The organism is Prescottella defluvii, from assembly GCF_000738775.1.
GTDB classification, from domain to species: domain Bacteria; phylum Actinomycetota; class Actinomycetes; order Mycobacteriales; family Mycobacteriaceae; genus Prescottella; species Prescottella defluvii.
Genome location: NZ_JPOC01000008.1, coordinates 47,826 through 62,915, shown reverse-complemented (window position 1 = coordinate 62,915; position 15,090 = coordinate 47,826). Strand labels below are relative to the sequence as shown.

Here is a 15,090-nt window from a genome sequence, read left to right as displayed (position 1 = left end):
GGCCAACTGTCCGAGGATCCGACGGCAATGTGCCGTCGGCGCTACGTGGCAGCGACCGCGACGACCCCACGACGGATCGCGCCGACCGCGCGGGCCGCGGCCTTCGCCACCGCCGGATCGGACGCCGTCGAATGCACCTGGTCGAGGAGGTCGATCACCTGCCGGCACCAGCGCACGAAGTCACCCGCAGACAACTCCTTGCCTCCGGAGCCCGCCGCCACCAGCGTGTCCACCAGCGACGCGTCGCTGGTCCACTGGTAGATGGCGGCCACGAAGCCGGCGTCGGGCTCCCTGGTGAGGGGGAGCTTGTGCCGGACCTCGTCGGCCCGCAACTCGCCCCACACGCGAACCGTCTCCGCGAGCGCCTGCCGCAGCGGCGTAGTCGGCGCCCGGTCGGGGGCGTCGGCATCCTGCCTCGACTCGTACACGACGGCCGACACCACCGCGGCCAGCTCGGCGGGCGTGAGCCCGCTCCAGATCCCACGCCGCAGACACTCCGCGACGAGCAGATCGCTCTCGCAGTAGATACGCCCCAGCCGCTGCCCGTCGTCGGTCGCCTTGGGGTGCTTGCCCTCGGAGATGTAGCCACGCTCGGTCAGTAGGGCCACGATCCGGTCGAAGGTCCGTGCCAGCGAGTTCGTGGTCGCAGCCACCTTCTGCCGCATGGAGTCGGTCTCGCGGGCCAGTCGGTTGTAGCGCTCACCGATCCGGCTCAGCTGCTCTCGGTCCGGCCGAGAGTGGCAGGGGTGTTCGCGCAGCGTCTTCCGGAGCGCCACGATCTCACCGTCCTCGCGTCCGCTCTTCGCACGCTTCGGCTTTCGCGGCGCCACGATCCCCGTGCTCCGCAGGGCGGACGCGAGGTCCCGGCGCACGCGGGCCGTGCGGTGGTCGACGTGCCGGGGCAGCCGCATCCGGCCGAGCGCACGAGCCGGGACCGGGAAGTCCGCGGCGCTGACCCGGCCCGCCCACTTCTCCTCCGTCAGCACCAGGGGCCGCGGGTCGCTGGGATTCTGGTCGGATTCGAGCACGACCGCGAGACCGGAGCGTTTGCCGACCGGAATCGCGACCACATCACCCCGCCGGAGCCCGACCAACGACTCGACCGACACACCCCGACGGTCCGCCCGGCCCTGACGTTCGATGGCGCGCTCACGACTGCGCAGTTGCTCCCGGATCTGCACGTACTCGAAGAACTCGCCGTCCGCTCCACCGAGCTTGTCGCGCAGTTCGGCCAGAGCGTCCTCGTTGCGTTCGATGCCCCGAGTGAGTCCGACGACGGACCGGTCGGCCTGGAACTGCGCGAACGACCGCTCGAGCAACGCCCGCGATTCCGCCGCACCCATCCGATCGATCAGGTTGATCGACATGTTGTAGGCGGGACGGAACGAACTACGCAGCGGGAAGGTGCGGGTCGAGGCGAGCCCGGCGACGTCGGTGGGCTCGACACCCGGCTGCCACAGCACCACGGCATGGCCCTCGACGTCGATGCCACGCCGCCCGGCACGCCCGGTGAGCTGGGTGTACTCGCCGGGCGTGAGCTCGGCGTGCGTGTCGCCGTTGTACTTGACGAGCCGCTCGAGCACGACCGACCGCGCCGGCATGTTGATGCCCAACGCCAGGGTCTCGGTCGCGAACACCGCGCGAACCAACCCGTTGACGAACAGTTCCTCGACGGTCTCCCGGAACGCCGGCAGCATCCCGGCGTGGTGGGCGGCGAAGCCGCGCTCGAGTGCCTCGCGCCACCCCCAGTAGCCGAGTACCTCGAGGTCGGCCTGCGGCAGATCGCGGGTGTGCTTGTCGATGATCTCCCGGATCTGCGCGGTCTGCTCCGGCGTGGTCAGACGCAGCCGAGACCGGACGCACTGCGCGAGCGCGGCCTCGCAGCCGGCGCGGCTGAAGATGAAGGTGATCGCCGGCAGCAGTCCCTCTTCGTCCAGACGCGCGATCACCTCAGGACGCGGCAGCGGTCGATGATCACTGGACCGCCCGCGGCCGCGGCCGCGCGGCTCCCAGTCGTTCATCCGATCGAGCGCCAGACGCTGCTTGACGTGCCGCGCCAGGTCCTGATCGACGACCACGTCGTGCCCGCCGGCCGGCGTCGCCTTCGCGTCGAACAGATCGAACAGCCGACGCCCGACCATGATGTGCTGCCACAGCGGGATCGGACGGGTCTCGTCGACGACGATCGTCGTGTCGCCCCGAACGGTCTCCATCCACGCACCGAACTCCTCGGCGTTGCTGACCGTCGCCGACAGGCTGACGAGGCGCACGTCCTCTGGCAGGTGCAGGATCACCTCTTCCCAGACCGCCCCGCGGAAGCGGTCGGCCAGGAAGTGGACTTCGTCCATCACGACGTGCGAGAGACCACGCAACGCCGGCGAGTCGGCGTAGAGCATGTTGCGCAGCACCTCGGTCGTCATCACGACGACCGGGGCGTCCGAGTTGATGCTGGTGTCACCGGTCAGCAGTCCGACGGCGTCCTTGCCGTGACGCTCGGAGAGTTCGGCGAACTTCTGGTTGCTGAGCGCCTTGATCGGCGTCGTGTAGAAGCACTTGCGTCCGGCCTCGAGCGCGAGGTGCACAGCGAACTCGCCGACGACGGTCTTACCCGCGCCCGTCGGCGCGCACACCAGCACCCCGTGCCCGGCCTCGAGCGCCGCGCACGCCTGCACCTGGAACGGATCGAGGGGGAAGCTCAGCTGTTCCGTGAACGAGTCGAGTTGGGTCTGTGCCCTCACAGCGTGTCCGAGTAGTCCTGCGCGGACGTGCTGGGCGCCCCGGACGGCACCACAGGGGCGACGTCGTCGATCGGGGTCGACGCGCCGATCGAGGAGGCTTCCTCGTCGGAGAGCGCCGCCAGATCCGCGTCCTCGCGCCGGGACTTCCGCCTGTCGTGCAGACGCGCGATCTGGATGGCCAACTCCAGCAGCACCGTGAGCGCGCCCGCCAACGCCAGCATCGTGAACGGATCCTGACCCGGTGTCGCGATCGCGGCGAAAACGAACAGGGCCATGATCAGCCCCCGGCGCCATGCCTTCAGCTTCTCGTACGACAGCACCCCGACGACGTTGAGCGCGACGATCAACAGCGGGATCTCGAAGCTGACACCGAAGATGATCAGCACATTGAGCACGAAGCCGAAGTACTGCGAACCGCTGAGTGCGGTGACCTGCACATTGTCACCGATGGTGAGGAGAAAGTGCAGTGCCTGAGCCACGACGACGTACGCGAGAACGGCGCCGGCGACGAACAGGAACGACGCCGCGGCGACGAAACTGACCGCGTACTTGCGTTCCTTCGCGTACAGGCCCGGGGTGACGAACCCCCAGATCTGGTAGAGCCAGATGGGACAGGCCAGGACGATTCCGGCAGTCGCCGCGACCTTGAGGCGCAACATGAACTGCTCGAAGGGCCCCGTCGCGAGTAGGCGGCAGGCCCCGTCCGGGCTCAGGGCCGCCCGGCTTTCGTCCGGAAGCGAACAGTACGGTCCGCGCAACAGTTCACCGAGGCTCTCGATACCGAGGATGCGGGTCGAGTACCAGACGAAGCCGATGATCGTGGTCACGATGATCGCCGCGACAGCGATCAGTAGTCGTGTCCGCAGCTCGTACAGATGGTCGACGAGCGACATCGTGCCGTCTGGATTTGTCCTGCGCCTGCTGCGACGCGGGTCGAACGGAATTCGCACTGTGGGCCCTAGCCTTGGTCAGCCGTGATCCGGGGCGATGAACTCACCCCGGATGCGTGTGGAACGTGGACTAGGCCGACTTCGGCTCGGTGTGCGACTTCGTGGTGTCGACGATCGTGGCGTCCAGCGGCGCTGCCGGCAGCTGAGCCGAGGGCGACTGCTCGGGTGCTGCACTCGCGGACGGGTTCCCGTCGTTCTGCATCTCCTTGACCTCGCTCTTGAAGATGCGCAAGGAACGTCCCAGACCGCGTGCCGCTTCCGGCAGCTTCTTGGAACCGAACAGAATCACGACCACCAGAGCCACGATGGCCCAGTGCCACAGGCTGAAGCCTCCGGTCATTACTACCTCCAAAATTTCAGATGCCAACGATGCTACCGGACGATCATGCGTCGGACTTGATGCAAATGTCCTGTTCACCGTGACGTAACAACCAACCGGAGCGGTCCGCGCACGTCACAGAGAACCAGTTCACGCGACCGTCATCCGAAGTTACTCCTTCGGCAGCCTGATGTGTGCCCGATCCAGCCGATTGGGGCGCCGACATGCGTCGGTTTCACGCCTCGATCGCGTCGTACACGTCGAGCGCCGAACACGCACGCTCGCGGACGGCATCGACCAACTCCGGCGGCCCCAGCACCTGCGCCCCCGACCCGAAGCCGAGGACCAGCCGCGCCATCCACTCCTGCGACCCGTAGCGCATCGTCGCCTCGACCGAGCCGTCCGCAAGGGTCCGCACCGGGGACATCGGATAGTTGTCCAGGATCCACCCCTGGTCCGCCGACACACGCAGCAGCGCATGCGGCAGATCGGCATCGTCGCTGAACAACTCGAGGTGCTCGTCGGTGCCGAGCGCCTGGGCCGGTGCCGCGGACGGCTCCTCCAGTTCCTCGGCCGCGTCGATCCGGTCGAACCGGAACAGTCGCACGCCCTCCGCCTGCCGGCACCACGCCTGCAGGTAGGTGTGGTCGTCGACGAGCAGTGACCGGATCGGGTCGACCACCCGCTCGGACACCGCATCGCGCGAGGCCGAGTAGTACGTCAGGTGCAGCGCATGATCGTTCTGCAGCGCGGTACGGACGACCGCCGCCACCGGGTTCTCCGGTGCCCCGTCGCCTTCCCGACCGTGTTCGGGGACCGAGCGTCCCCGCGCCGCGTTCCCGGCCGCGGACTCGATCTTCGCGATGGCCCCCTGTGCAGCCGACGGATCGACCATCCCGGGCATCTCCGCGAGGGACCGCAGCGCCACCAGCAGGACCGTCGCCTCCGTGGAGGTCAGCCGCAGCGGCCGATCGATGCCGGCCGAGAAGATGACCGAGACCGTGTCCTCGTCGAACGACAGGTCGATCAGATCGCCGGGCCCGTAGCCGGGCAGTCCGCAGACCCACAGCTGGTCGAGATCCTTCATCAGGTTCGGCACCGTGACGCCCAACTCGCGGGCGGCCTGTTCCTTGCTGATACCTGGGTTCGCCATGAAGTACGGAACCAGGTTGAGCAGACGCGTCAGGCGCGACAGCCTCGTGCTCATCGATCAGCCTTCGCTTTCTCGGCTCCGACCCCTGCCGCGAACCGCAACTTCTCCTTCACATTCGACCGCAACGACTCAGGCGCCAGCACCAGGGCGTCGACTCCGTGGCCGGCGATGAGTCGGGCCGTCCAGTCCCACGAACGAACCGGGATCTCGAGGACCGTCCCCGGCCGTGACGAGAGTTCCCGCGGCCCCTGCACCGTGCCCAGCCGTCGGATCTCGTGTGCACGACCGTCGGCCACCCACACCGTCGCGGTTCCCGTCACCGACCCCGCGCCGGTGACCGCGTCGACGATCTCCCGCAGGTCCACGTCCGTCGGCTTCCGGACGACGTTCGAGGGTCCCACCGCCCGGACCGGGTCACCGATACGCGACAGCCGGAACGTCCGGGTCGCATCCCGATCGACGTCGTGCCCGACGAGATACCACCGACCGCGCAGTGTCACCACGCCCCACGGTTCCACCGTCCGCGTCACGTACGGTTCGGTCGGCGCACCCCGATGCTGGAACTCGACCACCCGGCCGGCGTCGACGGCCTCGAGCAGGAGTCGCATCGCAGTCTCGGATCCGCGGGTGCGCGCCGGGATCGCCGACACCGGGACCGCATCGAGATCAGCCTCGACCTGCACGCCCGCGGCGCGCAGTTTCATCAGCGCACTCTGCGATGCCGACATCAGTTCCGGCGAACCCCACAGGCGCACAGCCACCGCCACCGCTGCGGCCTCGGCCGTATCCAGGTCGACGTCCGGCAGTTCGTAGGCCGTCCGGTCGATCCGGTAGCCCTCGACCGTCGAGAACCGACCCGCCGGCCCCGTCTCCAGGGGAATCCCCAGGTCACGGAGTTCGTTCTTGTCCCGCTCGAACATCCGGCTGAAGGCCTCGTTGCTTGCAGACTCGTCATACCCGGCCACACTCTCGCGGATCTTCTCCGCCGTGAGGAACTGCCGGGTGGAGAGCAGACAGATGACAAGGTTCATCAACCGCTCAACTTTCGCTTTCGCCACGACGCAGAGCCTAACGGCTCCGAACCCGACCAACCGGTAGCAAAACAGTCGGAACGGACGTCACATGGACGCGATCAGCCGCTCCACCCTCTCGTCGACCGAACGGAACGGGTCCTTGCACAGCACGGTCCGCTGGGCCTGATCGTTGAGCTTGAGATGAACCCAGTCGACCGTGAAGTCGCGGCCCGCCTCCTGCGCGGCAGCAATGAACTCGCCCCGCAACTTCGCGCGAGTGGTCTGCGGCGGCGTCTCCACCGCGGCCTCGATGGTCTCGTCCTCGGTGACCCGCTTCGCCAGACCCTTCCGCTGCAACAGGTCGAACACACCCCGACCACGCTTGATGTCGTGATACGCGAGATCGAGCTGGGCGATCTTGGGGTCGGCCAACTCCATCCCGTACTTGTCCTGGTAGCGCTGGAACAGCTTGCGCTTGATCACCCAGTCGATCTCGGTGTCGACCTTCGCGAAATCCTGGCTCTCGACCGCGTCGAGGGTGCGGCCCCACAACTCGACCACCTGGTCCACCTGCGGATCCCTTTCGCGGGTCTGCAGGTGCTCGACGGCTCGCGAGTAGTACTCGCGCTGGATGTCGAGTGCGCTGGCCTGACGACCGCCCGCCAACCGGACCGGGCGGCGGCCCGTCAGATCGTGGCTGACCTCACGGATCGCGCGGATCGGATTGTCGAGCGCGAAGTCACGGAACGGGACGCCCGCCTCGATCATCTCGAGCACCAGCGCCGCGGTCCCCACCTTGAGCATCGTCGTGGTCTCGGACATGTTGGAGTCGCCGACGATCACGTGCAGGCGCCGGTACTTCTCGGCGTCGGCGTGGGGTTCGTCGCGCGTGTTGATGATCGGCCGCGACCGCGTCGTCGCGGACGAGACACCCTCCCAGATGTGCTCCGCCCGCTGCGACAGGCAGAACGTCGCCGCCTTGGGTGTCTGCAGGATCTTGCCCGCCCCACAGATCAGCTGGCGGGTCACCAGGAACGGAAGCAGGACGTCGGAGATCCGGGAGAATTCCCCCGCGCGGACCACCAGGAAGTTCTCGTGACAGCCGTACGAGTTTCCCGCCGAATCGGTGTTGTTCTTGAACAGGTAGATGTCCCCGCCGATCCCCTCCTCGGCGAGCCGCTGTTCGGCATCGACGAGCAGATCCTCGAGCACGCGCTCGCCGGCGCGGTCGTGGTTGACGAGTTGCAGCAGGCTGTCGCACTCGGCGGTCGCATACTCGGGATGCGACCCGACGTCGAGATACAACCGTGCGCCGTTCCGCAGGAACACGTTGGAACTACGGCCCCACGAAACCACCCGCCGGAAGAGGTACCGCGCAACCTCGTCCGGACTCAGTCTTCTATGACCGTGAAAGGTGCAGGTGACACCGAACTCGGTCTCAATTCCCATGATTCGTCGCTGCACACTTCGACAGTACAGCGCTGAACGTGTTTGCCACGGCGTTCACGACGAGGCTCGCGACCCTAGGGTGGGAACGTGGCCGAAGTGAGATGTTTCCCCGAACGAACCGACCGGATCCTCATGCGTCTGAGCACCGAACTGCCCCCGTCGCAGGTCGACGGCGGCTTGCGTGCACTCAGCACAGCCGCCAACCACAGTGTCTTGTGGATGGGCGTCGCAACCGGCATGGCGCTGAGTGGCGGGCGCGCGCGGCGGGCCGCGGTGCGCGGACTGCTGTCCGTGGCGGGCGCGAGCGCGTTGTCCAATGCTGTACTCAAACCGATTTTCCCCCGGCGGCGACCGCCCACCGGGACACTCGCGTTCGCGAACCGCCGCGGGCTCCCGGCACCCCGTTCGTCGTCGTTCCCGTCGGGGCACTCGGCCTCCGCGGCGGCGTTCGCCACCGGCGTCGCGCTCGAGTTCCCACTTGCCGGGGCGGTGCTCGCGCCGGTTGCGGCGGCGGTCGCGTACTCCCGGGTCCACACCGGTGTGCACTGGCCGTCCGACGTCGTGGTGGGTCTCGGCGTCGGTGGGGCCGTCGCCCTCGCGACCCGCCGCTGGTGGGCGGTGCGCGACGAGGAACCGGCGACCCTCGGCCCCGACCGCACCACCGCGGCCCTGCCCGACGGCGAGGGCATGGTGGTGTTCGCCAATCCGGGTTCCGGAACCGACGACGACGGCATTCGCGCCGAAGTGGAGTCGCAGCTACCGAAGGTGGTGGTCGTCGAGTTCGATCCGGATCGCGACTTCGATCAGCAACTCGACGAGGTCATCACCGCCCGCGACCCCAAGGCCCTGGGAGTCTGCGGCGGCGACGGGACGGTCGTGACCGTGGCGTCCGCCGCCGTCCGGCACGACCTGCCGCTCGCGGTGTTCCCGGGCGGAACCCTCAACCACTTCGCGCGCGATGCCGGCGTCGGCGACGTCGCGTCGACGGCGGACGCAATCGCCGATGGCAGTGCCGAACTCGTCGACCTGGGCCGGGTAAGGGTGGACGGATGTCAGGAGTCCACCTTCGTCAATACCGCGAGCCTCGGCGGGTATCCGGATTCGGTACGCCTCCGGGAACGCTGGCAGCCACGGCTCGGCAAGTGGCCGGCCGCCGCGCTCGCGATGGCCCGCGTCCTGGCATCGGCGCAGCCACTGAACGTGACCATCGACGGCGCCGGACACGCGGTGTGGATGCTGTTCGTCGGCAACGGTCGCTACGCCCCCACCGATCAGGTGCCGATGTCCCGCCCGGAAATCCACCGCGGCACGCTCGACGTGCGGTACCTGCTGGCCGACCGCCGGTTCTCGCGACTGCGACTCGTGGCCGCGGCGGTGACGGGAACCCTCGGTGCGTCCGCCACCTACGTACAGAAGAACACCAACGCGGTCACCATCGAGATCGACGGGGACCCGGTCGCCCTGGCGACCGACGGCGAGGTGGTCGCCGACGGCCGCCGCTTCCAGTTCCGGAGCGAACCGCACCGGGTGATGCTCTACCGCAAGCTGTGACGGACTAGGTGGTGTCCCCGTTCCCGGGGGCATCACCTTCCGCACCTTCCGCGTCCGGCTTCTTCTCGCTCGTCTCCGCGGCCGAACCACCGTTGTCGGCCGGCGGAGCGGGCGGAACCGGCAGCAGCGACTCGAGGACGCTTCCGGAGATGCGCCGGAACGTGCGCCGCGGCCGGGACTGGTCGAGCACCGCGACCTCGAGACTCGAAACCCCGAGTGTGCGGCGATCGGAATCCCCGTTGCCCGACGACGTTCCGTCCTGCAAGGCCGCGACCGCGACCGCAACCGCCTCCGCGAGGTCCATCCCGGTGCGGTACGACTCGCGCAGCGCGGTGACGATCGGCTCGGTGGTACCGCCCATCACGACGAACTGCTGCTCGTCGACGATCGATCCGTCGTAGGTGATCCGGTACAGCTGCGCATGCGGCGGAGCGTCCTGCGGACCGACCTCGGCAACGCAGATCTCCACCTCGTACGGCTTGGGCTGCTCGGTGAAGATGGTGCCCAGCGTCTGTGCGTACCCGTTGGCGAGCGAACGTCCGGTCACGTCCCGGCGGTCGTACGAGTACCCGCGCATGTCGGCGTGGACGATGCCGGCCCGCCGCAAGTTCTCGAACTCGTTGTACTTGCCTACCGCCGCGAATCCGAGGCGGTCGTACAGCTCGCTGACCTTGTGCAGCGCGGTGGACGGATTCTCCGCCACGAACAGGACCCCGTCCGCGAACGTGAGCACGATGACGCTGCGGCCGCGCGCAATACCCTTGCGCGCCAGCTCCGAGCGATCGCGCATGATCTGCTCGGCGGAGGCGTAATACGGCAACGTCATCGTGGGGTGCGTCCTTCCTCGGTACGGTCTGCCACGACGGCGCGCGCCAGTTCGGCGGTGCGCTCGGCCGGCACGTTCACTGCACCGTCGGCGGTGATCGAGACCGCCGTCGGGTAGATCGCCCGGACCAGATCGGGCCCGCCGGTAGCCGAGTCGTCGTCGGCGGCGTCGTACAGTGCCTCGATCGCCATCCGGAGCGCCGACTCCTCGTCGGCGCCTTCCCGATAGAGCTTCTTGAGCGACGACTTCGCGAACAGGGATCCGGATCCGACCGCGTGGTACCCGGCACGCTCCTCGTATCGGCCGCCCACGACGTCGTACGACACGATGCGCCCGGCACGGTCGACGTCGGCGGCATCCAGGTCGAACCCCACGAGCAGCGGGACGACCGCCAGTCCCTGCATCGCGGCGCCCAGGTTGCCGCGGACCATCGACGACAGGCGGTTGGCCTTGCCGTCGAACGTCAACTGGACGCCCTCGATCTTCTCGTAGTGCTCGAGTTCGACGGCGAACAACCGGACCAGTTCGATCGCGATGCCCGCGGTACCGGCGATTCCGGCCGCGGAGTAGTCGTCGGTGACGAAAACCTTCTCGACGTCGCGACTCGCGATGAGATTGCCCATCGTGGCCCGACGGTCGCCGGCGAGCACCACGCCGCCCGCGAACGTCAGCGCGACGATCGTGGTCCCGTGCGGCGCGATGTCCGCGCTGCCACCGTCAGAACCGGTGGCGCCCAGGCTCATCCGATTTCCGGGCAACAGTTCCGGAGCATGGATGCGCAGGTGCTCGGTGAACGACGACAGATTCGAGCCGTACGCGAACCCGGTGTTCATCCCGAGGCCGCCGGCAGTCGACGGCACCCCTGCACGATCCGCCCTCACTGGCCGCCCTTCTGGACGTAGGCGCGCACGAAGTCCTCCGCGTTCTCCTCGAGCACGTCGTCGATCTCGTCGAGCAGATCGTCGGTGTCCTCCGCCAACTTCTCGCGACGTTCCTGCCCGGCCGCGCCCTCACCGATCGGGGCATCGTCGTCGTCTCCGCCACCAGCGCGCTTGGTCTGCTCCTGGGCCATGGCCACCGACCTCCTCGTTACCGCGGACTCGTCGGAGCACACCTCCGACGGACGTCCTACTCGGACCCTAACCCTACCGATCGGCAGTGTCCGTGGGGCTGCAAGCGCGCGTGGCGACTCGCCGGTGTGATCAGTTCGTAAGCTGATCGACCAGCTCAGCAGCCGAATCCACCGAGTCCAGAAGCTCACCGACATGCGCGCGGCTGCCGCGCAGCGGCTCCAGGGTCGGAATCCGGACCAGCGATTCGCCGCCCAGGTCGAAAATCACCGAATCCCAGCTTGCCGCCGCGATATCCGCGCCGAACCTGCGCAGGCACTCACCGCGGAAGAAGGCCCGCGTATCGGTCGGCGGGTTGTGGACTGCGTCCAGCACCTGCTGTTCGCTGACCAACCGTTCCATCGACCCGCGTGCGACCAGCCGGTTGTAGAGCCCCTTGTCGAGCCGGACGTCGGAGTACTGCAGGTCGATCATGTGCAGGCGGGGCGCCGACCAGGCCAGCCCCTCACGGTTCCGGAAGCCCTCGAGGAGGCGAAGTTTCGCGGGCCAGTCGAGCAGGTGCGCGCAGTCCATCGGATCGCGTTCGAGCAGGTCGAGCACCATTGCCCACTTCTCGATGATGTCCGCGACCCGGGGGTCGTCGTTGCCCTCGCCGTCCACGAACTTCGCAACCCGATCGAGGTAGATCCGCTGCAGCGCAAGCCCGGTGAGTTCGCGGCCGTCTGCGAGGGCGACGGTGGCACGCAGGGTGGGGTCGTGACTGATCCGATGGACCGCGGTGACCGGACGGGCGAGCTGCAGATCGGTCAGGTCGACACCGGCCTCGATGAGATCGAGCACGAGCGCGGTGGTACCGACCTTCAGATACGTCGACATCTCCGCGAGGTTGGCGTCACCGATGATCACGTGCAGGCGGCGGTACTTGTCGGCGTCGGCGTGCGGCTCGTCCCGCGTGTTGATGATTCCGCGTTTGAGCGTGGTCTCGAGCCCGACCTCGACCTCGATGTAGTCGGCCCGCTGCGACAGCTGGAATCCGGCCTCGTCGCCGGACTGCCCGATGCCGACGCGACCGGAGCCGCAGATCACCTGGCGGGATGCGAAGAACGGGGACAGACCGGTGATCACCGCGGAGAACGGGGTCTCGCGTGACATCAGGTAGTTCTCGTGGGTGCCGTACGAGGCGCCCTTGCCGTCGACGTTGTTCTTGTACAGCTGCAGGCGCGGGGTGCCCGGGACGCTGGACGCGTGACGCGCGGCGGCCTCCATCACCCGCTCGCCGGCCTTGTCCCAGATCACCGCGTCGATCGGGTCCGTCACCTCGGGCGCCGAGTACTCGGGGTGGGCGTGGTCGACGTACAGGCGGGCACCGTTGGTGAGGATCATGTTCGCGGCTCCGACCTCGTCCGCATCGATGACCGGCGCCGGACCGCTGATCCGGCCCAGGTCGAATCCGCGGGCGTCCCGTAGCGGCGACTCCACCTCGTAGTCCCATCGGGTGCGCTTCGCTCGGGGCACCCCGGCGGCGGCCGCGTACGCGAGCACCGCCTGGGTGGACGTCAGAATCGGGTTTGCCGAAGGGTCGGTAGGCGACGAGATGCCGTACTCGACCTCGATACCGATGATCCGCTGCATGGCACGAGCCTAGAGCGTTCGGCGGCCCCGCACCCCGTGGACGACGTCGCTCACCGCGACACGGCCCGACACTGGAGGTACGTATCGGCGCCGATCCTCCGCAGCACCGCCGCCACGGGGGCCGGAGCCCACCGTGCCCGGCGGTCCTTCTCGAGACGCGGTTCGACGAGATGCACGACGCGTCCGCGCACCACGACGTCGGCTTCGCCCGCGGCGAGCACGTTGCGTACCCAGTCGCTGTCGGCGCCGTAGGTCAGCGCGAAGCGGTAGCCGTTTCCGATCCGAAACGCATTGACCGGCGTCCGATACGTGCGCCCGGATCGTCTCCCCCGGTGCTGCACGACCGCGAATCCGGGCAGATGCCCCGCGACACGGACCACGACACGATTGAGTCCCACCCGATTGGCCCGGGCGAGTGAACGCGGAAGGGGCATGGCGCCACCACCTCTCGTCCACTGCAGCCTAACGCCGGAACGACGCAACGGTGCCCGAGCCCAGTCGGGGTTGGGCTCGGGCACCGCGCAGCCGACGATAGCGACCGGCACCATGTTTCGCGGCCACTGTGGGGCGCATCTCACTGGATGGCGATCGTGTCTCGGCGCACAGCACGACGCGAATGTGGAGACTTGACCCTGACACGGTGTCAAGGACTCGAATGGTCGACGAAGGAGGTGGTTGTCGTGAACACAACCAATCGTCATCGGCCCGAGGGTCACCTCGTCGACGCTCTGGCCGCGTCGGACTCGTCGGATCGACTGCGGGCAGCACTCGCCGCGGGCACCGACCCCGATCCCACTCTCGTGGAGGTCCTCGTCGCCCGTTGCGCCGTCGAACCGGACTTCTTCGTCCGCGACATGCTGACGTGGGCGCTCTGCCGGCTGCCGGCGGACAGCACGGTGCCCAGGCTGCTCGATCAGCTCGGGTCCGAGACTCCGCAGGCCCGCAGTCAGGCGCTGCACACGCTGTCGAAGATCGGCGATCGGCGCGCGTGGCCCGCCGTCGCGGCTCTGCTGCACGACGGGCACGACGAGGTCGCGCGCAGTGCGTGGCGGGCAGCTGTGGCACTCGTACCGTCCGGTGGCGAAGGTGAACTCGCCGCGGATCTGGCGATCGGACTCGGGCGGGGCGACCGGGACATGCACCTCAGCCTGAGCCGGGCGCTGGCCGCACTCGGGGACGACGCCGCTCCGATCCTGGTCACCGCCATGGCTGGTTCCGATCCGCGCGTTCGTGCGCACGCCGAGGCCACCGAGCAGCTCCGCCTCGACCCCGACAGCGCGTTCACCCTCGCGGTCGAGGTGGCCAAGCGGGTTGCCGTCGTCGGCCCGGACACCTGAGGAGGACGTCGGATGCTGATCGGTGAGGTCTCGCGGCGCAGTGGGGTCAGTACCCGCATGTTGCGCCACTACGACGCGCTGGGACTGGTGCCGCCGACGGGCCGAACGTCCGGTGGCTACCGCGAGTACTCCCCCGACGACATCCGTCGCCTCTTCCACGTCGAGAGCCTTCGAACGCTGGGGCTGTCGTTGGACGAGGCCCGACGCGCCCTGGACGAACCCGGATTCGCGCCGGCCGACCTGGTGGGGAACCTCATCGCGCACACGCGGCGACGGATCGCCGCCGAGGAGGAGTTGCTCGCACGGCTCGAGCACGTCGATTCCGCCGCCCCGGCGGAATGGGACGCGGTCCTGCGCATCGTCACCCTGCTGCGCGCGCTCGAATCCGAGTCCGGGGCCCGCCGCCAGCAGGCCGTGTTGTCGCACGACGAGAGCGTCGCACTGCCGGTCGAGGCGCTGGTCGCGGCGGTCTTGGCGGAGGACGACCTCAATGTGGCGGGCGCACTTCAGTGGTCCCTGGCGCGGGCCGCCGGCCGGGGGTTGGCCGACCTGGCCGTCGGTCTGGATTCGGACGTCCCCGACATCCGGCGCCGTGCGGTATCGGCGATCGCCGCGGTTCCCGACGCGGAGGCGACGGCGCTGCTGCGTCGAGCGCTCGCCGATTCCGACGACACGGTCCGCGACCGCGCGGCCCTCGCCCTCGGCTCCCGGGGCAGCATCGACCCGATGCCCGTCCTCCTCGACATGATCGTCGAGGGTCGCCGCGACGTCGAGGCCGCGGAAGTGCTGGGTCTGCTGGCCGGGACATCGACCTCGGCCGACGCCGTCGTCGGCGCCGTGCAGGACAGGCTCGACGACACGACCGATCCGCCCGCACGGCTGCGGATCACGCAGGCGTTGGCGGAGATTCCCGGACCGGAGGCCCGCCGCGCCCTCGCCCGGCTGACGAACGACGACGATCGAACGGTCGCGGCGACCGCTGCCGCGATCATCGACCTACAGGATCGCGGACGGATGCGGCGCCGGCAGATGCGCTGATCGAAATCGTCGGG

The 15,090-nt window shown here is 68.5% G+C and carries 14 protein-coding genes; 3 read left to right on the top strand and 11 right to left on the bottom strand.

Annotated elements, in window-relative coordinates; genetic code table 11:
• Positions 1-41 precede the first annotated feature (41 nt).
• The 6 genes from IJ15_RS0103335 to pafA form a co-directional block, all read right to left on the bottom strand.
• The gene (locus tag IJ15_RS0103335) at positions 42-2,738 is read right to left on the bottom strand and encodes a DEAD/DEAH box helicase (RefSeq protein WP_031936928.1); all 2,697 of its coding nucleotides are present in this window, start codon (positions 2,736-2,738) and stop codon (positions 42-44) included.
• The gene (gene tatC / locus IJ15_RS0103330; protein WP_031936927.1) at positions 2,735-3,688 is read right to left on the bottom strand and encodes a twin-arginine translocase subunit TatC; all 954 of its coding nucleotides are present in this window, start codon (positions 3,686-3,688) and stop codon (positions 2,735-2,737) included. Before tatC ends, IJ15_RS0103335 begins: the two co-directional genes overlap by 4 nt.
• A 70-nt stretch (positions 3,689-3,758) precedes the next feature.
• Positions 3,759-4,028 (bottom strand): Sec-independent protein translocase subunit TatA, encoded by a 270-nt coding sequence (gene tatA, locus IJ15_RS0103325; protein WP_031936926.1) that lies wholly within the window; start codon positions 4,026-4,028, stop codon positions 3,759-3,761.
• 214 nt (positions 4,029-4,242) lie between these two features.
• Positions 4,243-5,214, bottom strand: coding sequence for a helix-turn-helix transcriptional regulator (locus IJ15_RS0103320; RefSeq protein ID WP_031936925.1), 972 nt, complete (start codon positions 5,212-5,214; stop codon positions 4,243-4,245).
• Positions 5,211-6,218: a helix-turn-helix transcriptional regulator gene (locus IJ15_RS0103315; protein WP_031936924.1), complete on the bottom strand. Its 1,008-nt coding sequence runs from the start codon at positions 6,216-6,218 to the stop codon at positions 5,211-5,213. Before IJ15_RS0103315 ends, IJ15_RS0103320 begins: the two co-directional genes overlap by 4 nt.
• Before the next feature lie 60 nt (positions 6,219-6,278).
• On the bottom strand, positions 6,279-7,637 hold the full coding sequence (gene pafA, locus IJ15_RS0103310) for a Pup--protein ligase (protein WP_197059729.1): 1,359 nt from the start codon (positions 7,635-7,637) through the stop codon (positions 6,279-6,281).
• Positions 7,638-7,754: 117 nt separating this feature from the next.
• Between pafA and IJ15_RS0103305 the strand changes: the two genes are divergently transcribed.
• Positions 7,755-9,173: a bifunctional phosphatase PAP2/diacylglycerol kinase family protein gene (locus IJ15_RS0103305; protein ID WP_051918471.1), complete on the top strand. Its 1,419-nt coding sequence runs from the start codon at positions 7,755-7,757 to the stop codon at positions 9,171-9,173.
• Positions 9,174-9,177: 4 nt separating this feature from the next.
• Here IJ15_RS0103305 and prcA read toward each other — a convergent pair whose 3' ends face one another.
• The 5 genes from prcA to IJ15_RS0103280 form a co-directional block, all read right to left on the bottom strand.
• Entirely contained in the window at positions 9,178-9,999 is an 822-nt protein-coding gene (prcA, locus tag IJ15_RS0103300; protein ID WP_031936921.1) for a proteasome subunit alpha, read from the bottom strand.
• Positions 9,996-10,880 (bottom strand): proteasome subunit beta, encoded by an 885-nt coding sequence (prcB, locus tag IJ15_RS0103295; RefSeq protein WP_407983990.1) that lies wholly within the window; start codon positions 10,878-10,880, stop codon positions 9,996-9,998. Before prcB ends, prcA begins: the two co-directional genes overlap by 4 nt.
• Positions 10,877-11,071 (bottom strand): ubiquitin-like protein Pup, encoded by a 195-nt coding sequence (locus IJ15_RS0103290; protein ID WP_005513229.1) that lies wholly within the window; start codon positions 11,069-11,071, stop codon positions 10,877-10,879. Before IJ15_RS0103290 ends, prcB begins: the two co-directional genes overlap by 4 nt.
• A gap of 130 nt (positions 11,072-11,201) precedes the next feature.
• Complete coding sequence (gene dop / locus IJ15_RS0103285) at positions 11,202-12,701, bottom strand: depupylase/deamidase Dop (protein WP_031936919.1); 1,500 nt, start codon at positions 12,699-12,701, stop codon at positions 11,202-11,204.
• A 50-nt stretch (positions 12,702-12,751) separates the two neighbouring features.
• Positions 12,752-13,135, bottom strand: coding sequence for a nitroreductase family deazaflavin-dependent oxidoreductase (locus IJ15_RS0103280; RefSeq protein WP_051918469.1), 384 nt, complete (start codon positions 13,133-13,135; stop codon positions 12,752-12,754).
• Positions 13,136-13,372: 237 nt separating this feature from the next.
• On the opposite strand from IJ15_RS0103280, the gene IJ15_RS0103275 reads away from it, so the two are divergent.
• Both IJ15_RS0103275 and IJ15_RS0103270 read left to right on the top strand, forming a co-directional pair.
• Entirely contained in the window at positions 13,373-14,038 is a 666-nt protein-coding gene (locus IJ15_RS0103275) for a HEAT repeat domain-containing protein (RefSeq protein WP_231569406.1), read from the top strand.
• 12 nt (positions 14,039-14,050) lie between these two features.
• Positions 14,051-15,076 carry a MerR family transcriptional regulator gene (locus IJ15_RS0103270; RefSeq protein ID WP_031936916.1) on the top strand — a complete coding sequence of 342 codons (1,026 nt, stop codon included), beginning with the start codon at positions 14,051-14,053 and terminating at the stop codon, positions 15,074-15,076.
• Positions 15,077-15,090: the final 14 nt, after the last annotated feature.